Source organism: Polynucleobacter sp. MG-5-Ahmo-C2 (assembly GCF_018687735.1).
Classification (GTDB): domain Bacteria; phylum Pseudomonadota; class Gammaproteobacteria; order Burkholderiales; family Burkholderiaceae; genus Polynucleobacter.
Genome location: NZ_CP061304.1, coordinates 475,235 through 492,607 on the forward strand (window position 1 = coordinate 475,235; position 17,373 = coordinate 492,607).

Sequence of the window (17,373 nt, forward strand, 5' to 3'; positions counted from 1 at the left end):
CATTACCTTTCAATTTAATTACTAGGCAACTCTTGGCTAAAGTCAAAACGGTTTATATCTGCCAGTCTTGTGGCGGCACTTCTGCAAAGTGGCAAGGACAATGCCCATCTTGCCAGGCGTGGAACACGATGGAAGAGGGCTTGCCTGAAACAACATCTAATTCTCGTTTTCAGGGGTTGGCGCAATCTTTGCCTAGGCAAAAACTTTCTGCTATTACTGCTGAGGACTTGCCAAGATTCAGTACCGGCGTTGAAGAGTTTGATCGCGTCTTGGGCGGCGGCTTAGTTCCTGGCGGCGTGGTTCTTTTGGGCGGCGATCCTGGTATTGGAAAATCAACCTTGTTATTGCAAGCCTTAGCAGAGATGAGTTCTGCCGGTATGAATGTGCTCTACAGTAGTGGTGAAGAATCGGCTGCCCAGATTGCCTTGCGTGCAAAACGAATTGCATTAGATGCTCCGCAATTGGAAGTCTTAGCAGAAATTCAGTTAGAAAAACTCATTTCGATTATGGATACCGTTAAGCCACAAGTATTGGTGGTGGATTCTATACAAACTTTGTACTCCGAAGTGCTCAGCTCTGCCCCTGGATCTGTAGCGCAAGTGCGTGAGTGTGCTGCGCAATTGACAAGAGCCGCTAAATCCAGTGGTATCTGCGTGCTGATGGTGGGTCACGTTACCAAAGATGGTCATCTAGCTGGTCCAAGGGTCCTAGAACATATTGTGGATACTGTTTTGTACTTTGAGGGTGATACCCATTCTTCGTTTCGACTGGTGCGCTCGATTAAGAATCGTTTTGGTGCCGTTAATGAGCTGGGTGTATTTGCAATGACCGAAAAAGGTTTGCGCGGCGTCACCAACCCTTCTGCAATTTTTCTCTCTCAGCACGAGCAGATGGTTCCAGGAGCATGCGTTTTAGTGACGCAAGAAGGTAGCAGACCATTGCTTGTAGAAATTCAGGCGCTAGTAGATACCGCTCACGTTCCTAATCCAAGGCGCTTGGCAGTTGGTTTAGAACAAGCTCGCTTAGCAATGCTCTTAGCTGTCTTGCATCGTCATGCGGGTATAGCTTGCTTTGATCAAGATGTATTCCTGAATGCGGTGGGCGGCGTCAAAATCTCTGAGCCTGCAGCTGACTTAGCGGTATTGCTAGCTATTCAGTCATCGATCCGAAATCGCGCTCTACCTAAAGAGTTGATTGTGTTTGGTGAGGTTGGCTTAGCAGGGGAGATTCGTCCATGCCCGCGTGGTCAAGAACGTTTAAAAGAAGCGGCCAAGCTGGGTTTTACAGTAGCCATTATTCCAAAAGCGAATATGCCTAAGGCTAAGATTCCAGGATTAAAGCTTATTCCGGTGGAGCGTATTGATCAGGCTATTGCTGCCGCAGCAGAATTGAACTGATTATTTTCTAACGCAGGTCTTCTGCCTGAATCAATAGGACTTGTTCTTCACCAGCAGAAACTTCCATCCAGATCACTGGAATTTGGGGAAAAGCTTTTTTGAAGTTCTCATATTCGTTACCAATCTCAATCAGAATAGCGCCACGCTCAGATAGATAATCAGGCGCATGCGCAATTATTCTTCTGATTAAATCCATACCATCATCTCCACCTGCCAGCGCCAGGACTGGCTCAGCATGATATTCAGTAGGAAGCGTACTCATTGAGTTGGCATTTACATACGGTGGGTTGCAAATGATCAGATCGAACAAATTGTCTTCATTGGGCTCAGGCAATGCGTTCCATAAATCGCCATCCATTAATTCCACTTGAGAGCTGAGGCCATGGCGATCTACATTACGCGCAGCAACAGATAAAGCTGGCATGCTGATGTCGCATGCACTCACATGAATATCGGGGCAAGAGAGTGCCAATAGAACCGCTAGTGAGCCATTGCCCGTACATAAATCAAGCGCTTTGCCGTCTGCAGGTAACCAAGGCTCCAAAGAGCCATCCACAATCAGTTCTGCAATCCATGATCGGGGAACAATGCTTTGCTCGCTGCAAAAAAAAGGCACACCCATTAGCCAAGCTTCACCCAAGATGTAGGCAAGTGGTTTGCGTGTGGAGATTCTTTCGTCAGCAACAGCAATCGCTTTTTGCTGTTGCTCGTTTGTGATGGAGTCTTCTAAGTGATCCAGTGTTTCAGTTGGACTTAACCCCAGTTGCTTGCTAACAAGCCACAAGGCTTCACTTTGTGCATCAATAGCGCCATGCCCATAATGCAAGTTTGCTGCTTCAAGTTTTTGTGCAATTTGATCAATGCACTGATTGACTGTAAGAGATTGCTGAGGCTCAGGGTCCATAATGAATTGGGTTGGTTAAAAAGAATCTATTCGCAATTAAGCAATAAGTTGCTCAAGTGTTTTGCGATAAATATTTTTGAGCGGCTCCACATCATCAACAATGACGCACTCGTCGATTTTGTGGCTAGTAGCATTAAGGGGGCCAAACTCGACAACTTCTTTGCAAATCTTTGCAATAAAACGACCATCGCTGGTGCCGCCAGTGGTTGATAGCTCTGTATCAATACTGGTCTCCGCTTTAATCGCTTTGCGTAAAGCGCCTGCTAGGTCACCATCACCCGTAATGAATGGACTACCACCCAATACCCAATCGATTTCAAAATCAAGACTAGCGTTACTTAAAACTCTCTCAAGGCGCTCACGCAATTGCTCTGGCTTACTCTCGGTAGAGAATCGGAAGTTGAAATCAATCGTCAGCTCACCAGGAATCACATTATTGGCACCAGTGCCAGCGTGAATATTGGAGATTTGAAAGCTGGTGGGTTGAAAATACTCATTACCCTTATCCCATTCGGTTTCTACTAACGCGGAAATTGCGGGGGCGGAGAGATGAATAGGGTTCTTGCCCAAGTGGGGATAGGCGATGTGCGCCTGAATACCTTTCACTTTTAGCTTTCCAGATAAGGAGCCACGACGACCGTTCTTAATCATGTCGCCGAGTTGATCTACAGAAGTGGGTTCGCCAATCACACAATAGTCCAGACGTTGTCCGTGTTTTTGTAAACGCTCGCACATAATGACCGTGCCATCATTCGCAGGGCCTTCTTCATCACTTGTGATTAAGAAGGCAATAGAGCCTTGATGATCTGGGTGAGCCGTGACAAACTCTTCAGCGGCAACCACAAAGCCAGCAAGAGAAGTTTTCATGTCTGCCGCGCCACGGCCATAAAGCATGCCATCACGGATTGTTGGTGAGAATGGGTTGCTGGTCCACTTTTCTAATGGCCCGGTTGGCACAACGTCAGTGTGACCTGCAAACATGAGTACTTTGCCCTGGTCACCAGCTTTACCTTTTTTAATAGCCCACAGATTGGTCACCTGAAAGTGATCGGGACCACTCACAACGCTCTCAGTATGAAAGCCGAGGGCTTGTAAGCGTTTTGCGATTAATTCTTGGCAGCCGCCGTCTGTCGGGGTAACCGAATGACAGGCAATCAGAGCTTCTGTGAGCTCAAGGGTGGCGCTCATCAATGTTTAGTCGCGAAGTAGTTCGTTGATGGCAGTCTTCGCTCTTGTTTGAGCATCAACCTTTTTCACGATGATTGCAGCATACAAACTGTATTTACCGCAAGCAGAGGGCAGGGAGCCTGGAACTACTACAGAACCTGCTGGAACGCGGCCGTAATGCACTTCACCAGTTTCACGGTCATAAATTTTTGTGCTTTGGCCAATATAGACGCCCATAGAGAGAACAGCATTCTCTTCTATGACCACGCCTTCAACCACTTCGGAGCGAGCTCCAATGAAGCAGTTATCTTCAATAATTACTGGACCAGCCTGGATGGGCTCCAAAACACCGCCGATACCTACTCCACCAGAAAGGTGAACGTTTTTGCCGATTTGTGCGCAAGAGCCTACGGTTGCCCAGGTGTCAACCATGGTGCCTTCCCCTACATAAGCGCCAATATTGACGTAAGAAGGCATTAAAACTGCATTTTTACCAATAAATGAGCCACGACGGGCTACAGCAGGGGGTACCACCCGAAAGCCGCCGGCAGCAAAGTCAGCCGCGGTGTAGTTCTGGAACTTGCTGGGTACCTTGTCGTAAAACTGGGTGTAGCCACCTGCGCCCATAGGGACGTTGTCCTCAAGTCGGAAGGAGAGCAAAACAGCCTTCTTAACCCACTGATTTACCTCCCATTTTCCAACGCTACGACGTTCAGCTACGCGAATAGTGCCGTTATTCAGGCCCTCTAGGACGGCATTGACGGCGCCGCGGACATCGCCCGGCACTCTATCTGGTGAGAGGTTTGCGCGGTTTTCCCAGGCTTGTTCGATGATGCTTTGTGGTGATTGGCTCATGCTTTTTAGTTAACTATCAGATTGTTAAGGGATTTTGCCCCTGGAGGTAGATTGATCATTATATCGGTGGGGAGAAAACACGTCTAAGAGGCTCCAAGCTTGCTATCATCTTCCCACTTCAGCTTTAATTAATACCCCCTATTTAAACCCCTTTTTTCCCTGCAAAGTACGCCGTGCAACTGAAATCGATCAAACTTTCCGGCTTCAAGTCTTTTGTTGACCCAACCCATTTTGAAATGCCTGGCCAATTGATTGGCGTTGTAGGTCCTAACGGTTGCGGAAAGTCGAACATTATTGACGCCGTCCGTTGGGTTTTGGGTGAATCCCGCGCGAGTGAACTGCGTGGCGAGTCTATGCAGGACGTTATTTTTAATGGTTCTGGTTTGCGCAAGCCCTCTGGTCGTGCCAGCGTGGAACTCCTTTTTGACAATTCAGACGGAAGAGCTCAGGGTCAATGGAGCGCATTTACTGAGTTGGGTGTGAAACGGGTTCTGACGCGTGATGGTAACTCTAGTTACTACGTCAACAATCAGGTGGTGCGTCGTAAGGATATTCAAGACATTTTCTTGGGTACTGGCATGGGCCCTAGAGGTTACGCCATTATTGGACAGGGTACGATCAATCGTATCTTGGAAGCAAAACCAGAAGAATTGCGCGTTTTCTTGGAAGAGGCTGCTGGTGTTTCTAAATATAAAGAGCGTCGCAAAGAAACTGCATCCCGTTTAGAAGACACTGTAGAAAACTTAACACGTGTTGAAGACATCTTGCGTGAGCTCGATCAGCAATTAACTCGCTTGGAGAAGCAGGCCACTGTTGCCGAACGTCATGCTGAGCTTTCCACTCAAATGAAATCGCAACAGCAGTTACTTTGGTTTGTTCGTCAGACCGAGGCTGGTAAAGAGCAAGAGCGTCATGCTAATGGTATTCGTGATACCCAGGTGAACTTGGAGGAGCAGACTGCCAAGCTGCGTCATGCTGAAGCCGAACTAGAGACTATGCGTACCCAGCAGTACGCCTTACAAGATAAGGTTTCTGAGGCGCAAGGTGATTTGTATCAAACTAACTCTGATGTTAGTCAAGTTGAATCACAGATTCATTATGTGCAAGAAGCGCGCCAGCGTTTGCAACAGCAAACTCAAGATTTACAAGCGCAGCTACAGCGTTGGACCGTTCAAGAGACGGATGCTGCCCAAGCGCAACGCACTACCGAGCATGAATTAAGTGAGGCAGAAGAAAAAGAACAATCCTTATTGACCAATCTAAATGGTTTGCAAGAGCAAATGCCAAGCCGTGAAGAGGTTTATCAAACATCTGCGCGCGAGCTAAACAATGTGCGTGAGAGTTTGGCGTCGATTGAGCAGCGCTTAGCAAGTTTGGGTGAGCGTATTCGTGCGATGTCTGCACAATCCGATGAATTAAAAGGGCGCGAGACTCGTCTCACTAGTGAGTTAGATGGTATGCGTAGACCTGATGCTGAGGCTTTGCAAATGGCAATTGATCGCCAAGCTATGGCTCAGCGCAAGGTTGATGAGGCTAAGCAGCGTGCAGCCGATACTCAACAACGCGTACCAGCTGCTGACGAGGCGCGGAATGCCGCTCAACAAAAGATTCAGTCTGCAAATCAGGATCTCGCACAAACTGAGGCGAAATTAACGGCGCTCACGGCGCTGCAAGCAAGCGTACAAGCCCAAGGCAAGATTGGCCCTTGGTTAGAAAGCAAGGGTCTAAAAGAGAGTAAGCGCCTTTGGCAAGAGTTGAAAGTTGAAAGTGGCTGGGAAGCTGCTTTGGAATCGGTATTGCGTGAGCGTTTAGCTGCAGTTACCGCAAAGAGTGTTCAAGAAACATTGGCCTTGGCTAATGACGCACCCCCAAGTCGTTTGGCAATTTTGCTAACCGAAGAAATTACGCCTGCTCATACGGTAGTTCCTGCAGATTTCACACCATTACTCACTCGTGTTCAAAGTTCTGGTGCAGCACGCCTGACTTCAGTACTGCAAGAGTGGTTAGATAATATTTACATTGCGAGCAGTCTTGAGGATGCTTTGCATCGTCGTGAGAAATTACCAGTTGGAGGCGCTTTCGTCACCCAGCAAGGCCATCTGGTTAGTCGTGTAAGTGTTCAGCTTTATGCCGCAGATTCTGAGCAAGCTGGCATGTTGGCTCGTGCGCAAGAAATGGAAAGTCTCGAGAAGCAATTGCGCGCTCAAAAACTAATGCAAAGCGAGTTGCAGGGCGATCTAGACCAATGTGTAGCGAATTATCAGGCAGCGCATCAAGCAGCAGAACAGGCTCGTATTCATGCTGAGCATGCTGTTCAAGAGGCGCATGGTTTTGAAGTTGAAAGAATGCAGCTGACTCAAGCTGAAGAACAATATAGCCAGCGTGCCGCACAAATTCAGAGTGAGCTGTCAGAGTTGCGTCAGCAAATGGAGCAACTCAGCACAAACCAAGAGCAGTCTGCTGCAGAGTTTGCGCAATCAGAGCAATCAAAACAGGGGCTTCAAGAGTCTCTTCAGTCAGCTCAAGAGAAATTAGAGCTTTCTACTCAAGAGCGTGATCGCTTGCGTGAATCTCTACGTGCTGCCGAGATGGCTGCGCAGGAAGCGGCATTTGCAACTCGCTCATTACAGCAGCGCATTGCTGATTTGCAACGCGATCAAAGCACAGCGCGTACTCAGATCATGGAGATTCAGGATAAACATGACTTGGCTTCCCAAGAATTAGCAACCTTAAGCGATGAAGAGGCGCAAGATAAATTGCAAGGTTTGCTGCTAGCGCGTAGCGCACGTGAAGCTGCTTTAGCAAATGCTCGCACAGAACAGGATGCTTTATTGCATCAACTGCGCGAGGCTGATGAGGCCCGCATGCAGGTTGAGCGTGGCTTGCAACCAATGCGCGATAAGGTGGTTGATTTGCAGTTGCGGGAACAGGCCGCACGCTTGAACTTCGAACAATTTGCAACTTTGTTATCAGATGCAGAGGCAGACCTGACTGCACTCGAGGCAAATTTCAGTCCAGACTTAAAAGTGGGCGCGCTTCAAACCGAAGTGAACCGTTTGAATGCTGAAATCCAATCCTTGGGCCCGGTGAACATGGCGGCTCTTGATGAGCTATCCAGCTCAAGAGAGCGTAAGCAGTTCTTGGATGCGCAATCTGCCGACTTGAATGAGGCCATGCAGACTCTGACTGATGCGATTGCGAAGATTGATGCTGAAACCCGTGATTTATTACAGGGTACTTTTGATCAAGTTAACGGTCACTTTGGCAAACTCTTCCCAGAATTGTTTGGTGGTGGTCACGCTGAGTTAGTAATGACAGGTGAAGAGATTTTAGATGCCGGCGTTCAAGTGATGGCTCAACCTCCTGGTAAGAAAAATAGCTCTATTTACCTTTTGTCAGGCGGCGAAAAAGCTTTGACTGCGATTGCCCTTGTATTCTCACTATTCCTTTTGAATCCGGCCCCATTCTGCTTGCTCGATGAGGTGGATGCACCATTGGATGATGCAAATACCTTGCGCTATGCTCAGCTAGTCGCGAAAATGTCAGATAAGACACAGTTTTTGTTTATCTCACATAACAAGATCACTATGGAAATTGCCCATCAATTGATTGGTGTGACCATGCAAGAGCAGGGCGTATCCAGAATTGTGGCTGTAGATATCTCATCTGCCGTATCGATGGTGGAGGCCGCTTAAGTGTACGTAGAACAAATCATGACGATGTTGGGCCTGTCTGATTTGCAATTCGCATTGGCTGTAATTGGGCTAATGATTTTGGTGCTAGTTGCCATCCTCAATTTTAAATACGCACGTGCACGTCGTAAAGCTAAAGAGCAATTTGAATTTTCAGATGATCGCTTGGGTCGTGATCCTGGTTTTGCCGATTCTGATTCGGGCCGTATAGAGCCAACCTTTAGAGTCACCTCGGTCGCAAACTCCACCGCCCCAGGAAAATTTTCCATTGATCCCCGCATTGATTGTGTAATCACACTCCGCTTTGACGAAGCGATTGCTGGAGCAGAGATTTTAGAAGAGATCAGCGAGTGGACGGATTCGCAAGTGCAAGCTACCGCAAGATGGATATGCGAAGGCTTAAATGCAGATCAGGATGCTGCAGAGGATTGGGAAGAACTTCAGCCGGGGTCTACTTATTCAGAGTTACAGCTAGCGATTCAGTTGGCGAGTCGCCGTGGGGCGATTGGCGTACTGGAGTTATCTGATTTCTGTTCACGCGCACAAGCGCTTGCCGATACTCTTGGGTCTCAAATTGATATGCCTAGCGTGAACACTATGCTAGAAAGCGCAAAGGACTTAGATGTGATGGCCGCTGATAGCGATATTCAGTTGAGTATTAATGTCTTATTCGATGAGTCATGCCCATGGGGTAACTTTGATGCTCTGATGCGTCAGCGTGGTTTCAAACTGGCTCGCAACGGCAGGCAATATGAATTCTATAGCAATGGAACGCTCATTTTTAATAGCGCTGATTTAGATCCAAATAAACCGGTATCGCAATTTACATTGTTACTTGAGGTTCCATTGGTTGCTCAAGGAGAGCGCGCTTTTGAAAGGATGCTGGGTGAGGGTGTTGAGCTTGCTCAGGCTTCACACGGTCGCTTGGTTGATGACAATGGTATTAATTTGAGTGAAGCCGCTGTCGTTAGTATTCGTCAGCATCTCGATGTCCTTTATGCCAATCTTGAGAAGTCTGGTATTCCTGCTGGATCTTCAACAGCTAATAGACTCTTTAGCTAGGAAATCATCTTGTCGTCCAATAGTCCGACAAATTTAGCGGAGCGTTACGCATTCTTGCAATCTGAGCTTGCTCGCCTAGAGCACGCTTACTATGTTCTTGACAACCCACTTCTTCCTGATATCGAGTATGACCGACTCTATCGCGAGCTCTTGGAGATTGAGGCGGCCCATCCTGAATGGATTACTCCAGAGTCTTTATCCCAAAGGGTGGGGGGCTCCGCTTTAAAAGAGTTTGATTCAGTTACTCATGAACTGCCGATGCTTTCCCTGAATAACGCATTCGAAGAGGCTGAGCTTGTCGCCTTTGATCGTCGTTGTCGCGAAGGCTTGCACTTAGATCATGTTAATTATGCCGGCGAGCTGAAGTTTGATGGCCTGGCGATCTCACTGCGTTATGAAAACGGCTCTTTAATCACGGCAGCAACTCGTGGTGATGGTGCCAGTGGTGAGGATGTCACAGCTAATATCAAAACCATTCGTACTATTCCGCTCAAGTTGACCGGAAAGAATATTCCTAAAGTATTAGAAGTACGTGGTGAAGTCTTTATGTATCTAAAAGACTTTCAAAAAATGAATCAACAAGCTGCAGTGAATGGCGAGAAAGAATTTGCCAACCCAAGAAATGCTGCGGCCGGTAGCTTGCGTCAATTAGATTCCAAGATCACAGCAAAAAGACCCCTTTCTTTCTTTGCTTATGGCTTAGGTGCTCTCGAGCCACAATCCTGGCTACCCAAAACCCATGAAGAATTACTTAATACCTATGTAGAGTTGGGTTTGCCTGTTTGCTCAGAGCGCCGACTGCTGAATTCAGTACAAGAAATTCTCAATTTCTATAACGAGATTGGTGAAAAACGGGATTCTCTCCCATATGACATTGATGGTGTTGTCTACAAGGTGAATTCATTTGCAGAGCAGGCTAAGCTCGGTTTTGTATCAAGAGCACCCCGATTTGCATTGGCTCACAAGTATCCGGCACAAGAAGCGCTCACCATGGTTTTAGGTATTGATGTGCAGGTGGGACGCACGGGCGCAATTACCCCAGTGGCCAGATTGGCGCCAGTTGAGGTAGGTGGGGTTACCGTTACGAATGCCACGCTTCATAATGAAGATGAAGTCAAGCGTAAGGATGTACGCATTGGCGATACAGTTTCAGTACGCAGAGCGGGTGACGTAATTCCAGAAGTAGTTTCTGTAATCAAAGATCGCAGACCTGCCAATGCAACAGAATTTGTGATGCCAACAAACTGCCCAGTATGCGATTCGCATATTGAGCGTTTGGCAGATGAGGCGGTAGCACGTTGTAGTGGTGGATTATTCTGCGGGGCACAGCGCAAGCAGGCATTAATTCACTTTGCCCACAGAAGAGCGCTCGATATCGAAGGTCTAGGAGAAAAGATAGTTGATCAATTGGTCGATCAAAATCTGGTGAGAACGCCTGCAGACCTGTATAAATTAGGATTTACAGCTCTCGCCAATCTTGAGCGCATGGGCGATAAGTCTGCTGATAACCTCATTCAGGCAATCAACCAATCCAGAAATACCACCCTAGCTAGATTTATCTTTGCTTTGGGTATCCGCCACGTTGGCGAGACCACGGCCAAAGATCTGGCTAATCATTATCAGTCTATGCATGCTCTCATGGGTGCTAGCGTGGAAGATCTGCTCGCCGTTAAAGACGTTGGGCCAGTAGTGGCTGATTCGATCATGAGCTTTATGCAAGAAGCGCATAACCGTGAGGTGATTGAACAGCTTCTCGCATCCGGAATGCAGCTTGCCGTAGAAGAAAAAATCATTAGTGCAGTAATAGTAGGGAAAACATTTGTTCTTACAGGTACCTTTCCAACGATGACCAGAGATGAGGCCAAAGATCTCCTAGAGAAGGCGGGAGCCAAGGTAGCCGGATCTGTTTCCAAGAAAACTGACTATGTTGTAGCGGGTACAGATGCTGGAAGCAAGCTTACTAAAGCTGAAGAGTTGGGTGTACCGGTCATTGATGAAGTTGAAATGTTGAGGTTACTGAAGTAGATTTTGAAAAATGTACGGGTTTCTTAAGCCCCTAAGGCCTCAAGTAACTCCGTCTCAAGCTGAATCTGTAGTTTCGGATTCTTGCCCAAGTTAGCCGCATCCAATAGTAGTACGTCTTCTACCCTTTCTCCTAGCGTATTAATTCTGGCGGTATGAATCGATACCTGATGCTTTGCTAGCACTCTAGAGATTGTGTAGAGAAGTCCCGTGCGGTCGCTAGCAGATAGTGCGAGTGTGTAATATCTGCCCCGATCGTCTGGAACCATGTGTACCCTGGGTTGAATTGGGAAGGTGCGCGACTGCCTTGAGAGTCTGCCCATACTTGGAGTTGGCAATGGCTCAGTGTTGGTGAGTGCTGATGTCAGTTCAAACTCCACTAGCTGAATGATGTCGCGATAGCTGCCGCCTTCATCTACTAAATTGCTACCAGCAATTTGGAAGGTATCTAAAGCGTAGCCATGTCGTGTAGTGTGAATGCGTGCATCCCATATTGAGAAACCATGCCTTTCAAAGTAGGCGCAGATTCTGGCGAAGAGATCTTCTTGGTCTTTAATGTAAACAGCAACTTGTAAACCTTCACCGATTGGTGACAGTCTCGCTCTCACGATAGGCTGATCATTATTCACCTTGTTATAGAGGTGGCGTGTGAGCCAAGCAATATCAGATGAGTCTTGCCTTAAAAAGAATGCAACATCTAACTGTCTCCAGAGATCTTCATAGGACTCATCATCAATGCCGTAAAGGCGCAATTTAGTTTTGGACTCCTCTTGATGCTGAGCTAACTCTGAAGAGGCATCGGGTTTAGCGCCACCTAGGACTCTCAGCGTTGCACGATAAAGGTCTTCGAGTAATTTGCCTTTCCAGGCATTCCAAACTTTGGGACTGGTGCCACGTACATCAGCTACAGTCAACAAGTAGAGTGCAGTGAGATGGCGTTCATCACCTACTTTTTTGGCAAATGCCCTCACAACATCTGGGTCAGTGATGTCTTGTTTCTGTGCTGTCTGGCTCATATTGAGATGCTCAGCAACTAACCAAATCAATAACTCAGTATCTTTTTTATCTAAACCATGGTCTTTAGCAAACTTACGCATGTCTGCTTTGCCAAGTTGCGAGTGATCGCCACCGCGCCCTTTGGCAATGTCATGAAATAAAGCGGCTATTACTAGCAGCCAAGGCTTTTCAAAGTGGGCAATGAGACTGCTGCAAAATGGAAACTCATGTGTGTGCTCGACCACCATGAACCGGCGGACATTTCGCAACACCATTAAGATATGTTGATCCACTGTGTAAACATGAAACAAATCATGCTGCATCTGGCCAACAATTCTTCTAAAGGCAGGCAGGTATCGGCCCAAGACGCTACTGCGATTCATTAGGTGGAATGCACGGCTCACACCTTCAGGTTGCTTTAGAAGCTCCATGAAGAGTGCTTTATTAACAGGATCTGCGCGCCATTTGCTATCCATCTTTTGGCGGGCGTTATACAGGGCTCTAAAAATAGTTGCCGAGAGACTCTTGACGTTCGCTGTTTGAGAAAACACCAAGAAGGTTCGCAAAATCTGCTCAGGATGTTTTTGGTAGAGCTGTGGATCAGTAATATCCAAAACACCTTGCCGCTCAATAAAATGCTCGTTACCTACTCCAGAAATTGGGCGTGTAGTTTTTGACTCCTGTGGAAAGAGAAGGGCTTCAATATTCTGCAACAGCACATCGTTTAGTTGGTTCACGGCCTTTGCTGCCCAGTAGTAGCGACGCATGATCGCTTCACTGGCTTGCCGCGAGGATTCTTCTTCAATACCCATCGTTTTTGCTAAAGCAGTTTGCAAATCAAAAGCTAAAACATCTTGCCTGCGCCCAGCCAGCAAATGTAAATTAGCCCTTAATGTTTCTAAAAAACGTTGATTACGGTTGAGCTCAGTGAGTTCACGTTGCGTGACCAAGCCCGCTTCATTTAAGTCTTTAAAGGTGTTACCAAGCAATGCCGCTTTACTGACCCAAGAGATGACTTGTAGATCCCGCAATCCACCGGGACTTTCCTTGCAGTTAGGCTCCAGAGAGTAGGGCGTATTTTGATATTTGTAATGCCGCTGAATTTGTTCGGCTTGCTTTGCCTGGAAGAATGCTTTCGGATCCATCGCAGCTTCGAAAGCCTTTGCAAATTCTGTAAAAAGTTGTTTTTTGCCGCACAGGAGACGTGACTCAAGCAAAGAGGTGCGGACTGTAATATCTTGCTCTGATTCTGAGATACACTCAGCAACCGTTCTCACGGATGAGCCGATCTCCAGTCCTGTATCCCAGCAACTGGCTACAAACTGCTCTACTTTTTTGGAAAGTGATGTCGCTATTTTTTCATCTGCTGGCATTAATATCAAGATATCAATGTCTGAATAGGGAAATAAAGCGCCCCTACCAAATCCGCCTACCGCAACTAGAGCTGCCTCATTATTTAAGCCGCAGCTATTCCAAAGATGCGTGAGTAGTTGATCGCTTAATTTACATAGTTGTTTTGTTAACTTTCTAACGGCTTGAGTTTTTTTAAACTCAGCGTAAGCGATTTCTCGTGCAGCACGCAGGCTTGCTGAATCAGTAATCTTATTTGGCGCTTGATGCAAGTCACTCATGGATTTAGATGCGAGCTAGCTCTGGTCTATAAGAAAGATCTTTTACGCAATCAGGTGGAGGATTGCTGCCTTCCGACCAGGTTAAGACTTCAACTCCCGTTTGCGTAACTAGGAGTGTATGTTCCCACTGCGCGGATAAGCTGCGATCCTTGGTTTTTACGGTCCACTGATCGGGCATCGTACGAATGTCACGTCGGCCAGCATTGATCATTGGCTCAATAGTGAATGTCATGCCTGCTACCAGTTTTTCACCGGTACCAGGTCTACCATAGTGAAGAATTTGTGGATCCTGATGAAACACTTTACCAATGCCATGGCCACAATACTCACGCACAACAGAGTAGCCTGCATTTTCAGCATGGGTTTGAATGACGTGACCAATATCACCAAGCGAGGCACCAGGTTTAACTTGGGCAATGCCAAGCCACATGCATTCGAAAGTAATTTGGGTAAGACGTTTTGCCATGACTGAAACCTCGCCAACCATAAACATGCGACTGGTGTCGCCATAGTAGCCATCAGGAGTGATGACGGTGATATCTAAATTAACAACATCACCAGCCTTTAGCACTTTGTCACCGGGAATACCATGACAAATCACATCATTCACTGAGGTGCAAATTGATGCTGGAAATGGTGGGTAGCCCGGAGGTTGATAGTTGAGTGGCGCAGGAATGGTTTTTTGGACATCACGCATGTATTCATGACAAATGCGGTCTAGCTCGCCGGTGGTTACACCAACTTTGACATGGGGCGCCACATGATCCAAAACCTCGCTGGCCAAACGACCGGCTTCTCGCATCCCAAGGATGTCTTTTTCTGCAGTAAATACACTATTCATGCCTTGATTATCAACGACTTGGACAGTTTTAGCTTGGTCTGGTTGCCTAAAAATTAGGCAACCTTCTTGTTTAGGGGGTCCCCAAGGGCGCTTTTCTGGATGCACCTCCTTTCTGAAGCGGGGGTAGGGCTAGCTAGATCATTGATATTTAAGCTATAATTTTGGTCTCAGGTCTGTTTTGGATCTGAAATCGCGAGTTGAGCCTTCCAGGGTGGCGCTTTTTAGCGCAGCTAGGATTCAACTTTAGAACCAACCCTTAGGAGAAGTTATGTCAGTAACCATGCGTCAAATGCTGGAAGCCGGTTGCCATTTTGGGCACCAAACACGCTTCTGGTCCCCAAAGATGGCCCCATTTATTTTCGGTCATCGCAATAAGATCCACATCATCAACTTGGAAAAAACATTGCCAATGTTTCAGGACGCCCTGAAATTTGCAAAACAGGTTGCTGCTAATCGTGGCACGATTTTGTTTGTTGGTACTAAGCGTCAATCACGCGAGATTATTGCCGAAGAAGCTGCTCGCGCTGGTATGCCTTACATCGACAGTCGTTGGTTGGGCGGTACGCTCACCAATTTCAAAACGGTTAAAGGTTCACTCAAGCGTTTGAAAGATATGGCAGTTGCTAAAGAAGCTGGCGACTGGGAAAAGCTTTCTAAGAAGGAAGCTTTGACTAATGACCGTGATCTCGATAAATTGCAAAAAGCACTTGGCGGTATTCAAGATTTGAATGGCGTTCCTGATGCGATTTTTGTGGTGGACGTTGGCTATCACAAGATTGCTATTACTGAAGCGAACAAGCTGGGCATTCCAGTAATCGCTGTTGTGGATACCAACCACTCACCAGAGGGTGTTGATTACATCATCCCTGGTAACGATGACTCTAGTAAGGCTGTAACCCTCTATGCACGTGGTATTGCTGATGCAATCCTCGAAGGCAAAGCAAATTCTGTTCAAGAAATCTTGACAGCGGTTAAAGAGGGTGAAGAAGAGTTCGTTGAAGAAGGGAAAGCTGAATAATGGCCGCTATTACCGCTGCAATGGTTGGCGAATTACGCGCCAAAACTGATGCTCCGATGATGGAGTGCAAAAAAGCCTTGACTGAGGCTGATGGTGATATGGCTCGTGCAGAAGAAATTCTGCGTGTAAAGCTTGGTAGTAAAGCTGGTAAAGCCGCTTCTCGTGTAACAGCTGAAGGTATTGTTGCCTCCTTTATCAATGGCACTAATGGCGCCTTGCTTGAAGTGAACTGCGAAACCGATTTCGTTTCTAAGAACGATGACTTCTTGGCATTCACAAACGAATGCGTGAAGTTGGTTGCTGAAAAGAACCCGGCTGACGTTGCTGCTTTGTTGGCATTGCCAATGAACGGTCAAACTGTTGATGAAGTTCGTAGCGCATTAATCGGTAAGATCGGCGAGAACATCATGCCGCGTCGCTTCAAACGCTTCGCAGATGGCAGTAAGTTGGTTTCTTACCTCCATGGCACTCGTATTGGTGTGATGGTTGAGTTCGAGGGTGATGAGACTGCTGCTAAAGATGTTGCAATGCACATTGCTGCGATGAAGCCTGTGGCTTTATCTACAGCCGATGTTCCTGCTGAATCTATTGCGATTGAGCGTAGCGTTGCTGTTCAAAAGGCTGCTGAATCTGGCAAGCCACCAGAGATCGTTGAAAAGATGGTCGAGGGTTCAATCCAGAAGTACCTTAAAGAGGTTTCTTTGTTGAACCAAACTTTCGTGAAGAACGACAAGCAAACTGTTGAGCAAATGCTCAAGGCTGCCAATACAACAATCAAGGGTTTCACTATGTTTGTTGTAGGTGAGGGCATTGAGAAGCGTCAAGACGACTTTGCAGCTGAAGTTGCTGCTCAGGTTGCGGCTGCCTCTAAAGCCACTGCCTAATTAGCGATTTTGGGGTTTGCCCCAGATAGTTGGTAATACCCAAAAGGGCATAGAAACCTGAGTTTCTATGCCCTTTTGTTTGATCTTTCCCAAGCCCTTTATAATTTGGCGAAGATATTAAAAAGTGCTTAAAGATCAATAAGCTAAGTAAGTAAATTACTTGGCAATTACGGAAAAATATAAATATGCCAGCCTACAAACGCGTCCTCCTCAAACTTTCTGGTGAAGCCCTGATGGGTGACGATGCTTTTGGCATTAATCCAGTCACCATTGATTCCATGGTTTCGGAAATCGCCCAGGTGGTCAGTAGCGGTATTGAGCTTGCTATCGTTATTGGTGGCGGGAATATTTTCCGCGGTGTTGCTGGTGGCGCTGCCGGTATGGATCGAGCTACCGCAGACTACATGGGTATGTTGGCAACAATGATGAACTCACTCGCATTGCAAGATGCTTTGCGCCAAAAGGGTGTTGAGGCGCGAGTGCAATCCGCACTGAGAATGGATCAAGTAGTTGAGCCGTATATTCGTCCGCGTGCGATTCGTGCGATGAGTGAGGGTAAGGTGGTGATCTTTGCAGCTGGAACAGGCAACCCTTTCTTTACGACTGATACAGCAGCCGCTCTCCGCGGGGCTGAGATGGGTGTTGATGTCATGCTCAAGGCAACCAAGGTCGATGGTATTTACAGTGCGGATCCAGTAAAAGATCCAACAGCCACTCTATACAAGACCATTACTTTTGATGAAGCAATTATTAAGAACTTACAGGTCATGGATGCAACTGCCTTTGCGTTGTGCCGTGATCGTAAATTACCGATCAAAGTATTTTCAATACTCAAGCCGGGCGCTTTGATGCGTGTAGTACAGGGTGAGTCTGAAGGTACTTTGGTACACGTTTAATAGGAGGC

General features: G+C 47.0%; 12 protein-coding genes. 7 read left to right on the forward strand and 5 right to left on the reverse strand.

Translation table 11 applies throughout. The annotated features are described in order from the left end of the window. Positions 1-32: 32 nt before the first annotated feature. Positions 33-1,397 carry a DNA repair protein RadA gene (gene radA / locus C2740_RS02555; protein ID WP_215293849.1) on the forward strand — a complete coding sequence of 455 codons (1,365 nt, stop codon included), beginning with the start codon at positions 33-35 and terminating at the stop codon, positions 1,395-1,397. A 7-nt stretch (positions 1,398-1,404) separates the two neighbouring features. Here radA and prmB read toward each other — a convergent pair whose 3' ends face one another. The 3 genes from prmB to dapD are packed head-to-tail and all read right to left on the reverse strand — an operon-like array spanning position 1,405 to position 4,323. After that, on the reverse strand, positions 1,405-2,301 hold the full coding sequence (gene prmB / locus C2740_RS02560; RefSeq protein ID WP_215293850.1) for a 50S ribosomal protein L3 N(5)-glutamine methyltransferase: 897 nt from the start codon (positions 2,299-2,301) through the stop codon (positions 1,405-1,407). 36 nt (positions 2,302-2,337) lie between these two features. Continuing rightward, positions 2,338-3,489, reverse strand: coding sequence for a succinyl-diaminopimelate desuccinylase (gene dapE / locus C2740_RS02565; protein ID WP_215293851.1), 1,152 nt, complete (start codon positions 3,487-3,489; stop codon positions 2,338-2,340). Between the two features lie 6 nt (positions 3,490-3,495). After that, complete coding sequence (dapD, locus tag C2740_RS02570; RefSeq protein WP_215293852.1) at positions 3,496-4,323, reverse strand: 2,3,4,5-tetrahydropyridine-2,6-dicarboxylate N-succinyltransferase; 828 nt, start codon at positions 4,321-4,323, stop codon at positions 3,496-3,498. A 173-nt stretch (positions 4,324-4,496) separates the two neighbouring features. On the opposite strand from dapD, the gene smc reads away from it, so the two are divergent. The 3 genes from smc to ligA are packed head-to-tail and all read left to right on the forward strand — an operon-like array spanning position 4,497 to position 11,102. Continuing rightward, positions 4,497-8,018 (forward strand): chromosome segregation protein SMC, encoded by a 3,522-nt coding sequence (smc, locus tag C2740_RS02575; protein ID WP_215293853.1) that lies wholly within the window; start codon positions 4,497-4,499, stop codon positions 8,016-8,018. After that, positions 8,019-9,077: a cell division protein ZipA C-terminal FtsZ-binding domain-containing protein gene (locus tag C2740_RS02580; RefSeq protein ID WP_251369676.1), complete on the forward strand. Its 1,059-nt coding sequence runs from the start codon at positions 8,019-8,021 to the stop codon at positions 9,075-9,077. It begins immediately after the preceding gene. A 9-nt stretch (positions 9,078-9,086) separates the two neighbouring features. After that, complete coding sequence (ligA, locus tag C2740_RS02585) at positions 9,087-11,102, forward strand: NAD-dependent DNA ligase LigA (RefSeq protein WP_215293854.1); 2,016 nt, start codon at positions 9,087-9,089, stop codon at positions 11,100-11,102. A 23-nt stretch (positions 11,103-11,125) separates the two neighbouring features. Here the strand turns inward: ligA and C2740_RS02590 are convergent, their stop codons facing one another. Together C2740_RS02590 and map are read right to left on the reverse strand one after the other, a co-directional pair. Further along, a complete protein-coding gene (locus tag C2740_RS02590) occupies positions 11,126-13,726 on the reverse strand; it encodes a [protein-PII] uridylyltransferase (RefSeq protein WP_215293855.1) in 2,601 nt (866 codons plus the stop codon). 4 nt (positions 13,727-13,730) lie between these two features. After that, on the reverse strand, positions 13,731-14,567 hold the full coding sequence (map, locus tag C2740_RS02595; RefSeq protein ID WP_215293856.1) for a type I methionyl aminopeptidase: 837 nt from the start codon (positions 14,565-14,567) through the stop codon (positions 13,731-13,733). A 268-nt stretch (positions 14,568-14,835) separates the two neighbouring features. On the opposite strand from map, the gene rpsB reads away from it, so the two are divergent. The 3 genes from rpsB (at position 14,836) to pyrH (ending at position 17,365) form a co-directional block, all read left to right on the forward strand. Beyond that, a complete protein-coding gene (gene rpsB / locus C2740_RS02600; RefSeq protein ID WP_215293857.1) occupies positions 14,836-15,585 on the forward strand; it encodes a 30S ribosomal protein S2 in 750 nt (249 codons plus the stop codon). Next, positions 15,585-16,469 carry a translation elongation factor Ts gene (gene tsf, locus C2740_RS02605; protein WP_215293858.1) on the forward strand — a complete coding sequence of 295 codons (885 nt, stop codon included), beginning with the start codon at positions 15,585-15,587 and terminating at the stop codon, positions 16,467-16,469. The genes rpsB and tsf overlap by 1 nt, the downstream gene beginning before the upstream one ends. A gap of 185 nt (positions 16,470-16,654) precedes the next feature. Continuing rightward, complete coding sequence (gene pyrH / locus C2740_RS02610; RefSeq protein ID WP_215293859.1) at positions 16,655-17,365, forward strand: UMP kinase; 711 nt, start codon at positions 16,655-16,657, stop codon at positions 17,363-17,365. Positions 17,366-17,373: the final 8 nt, after the last annotated feature.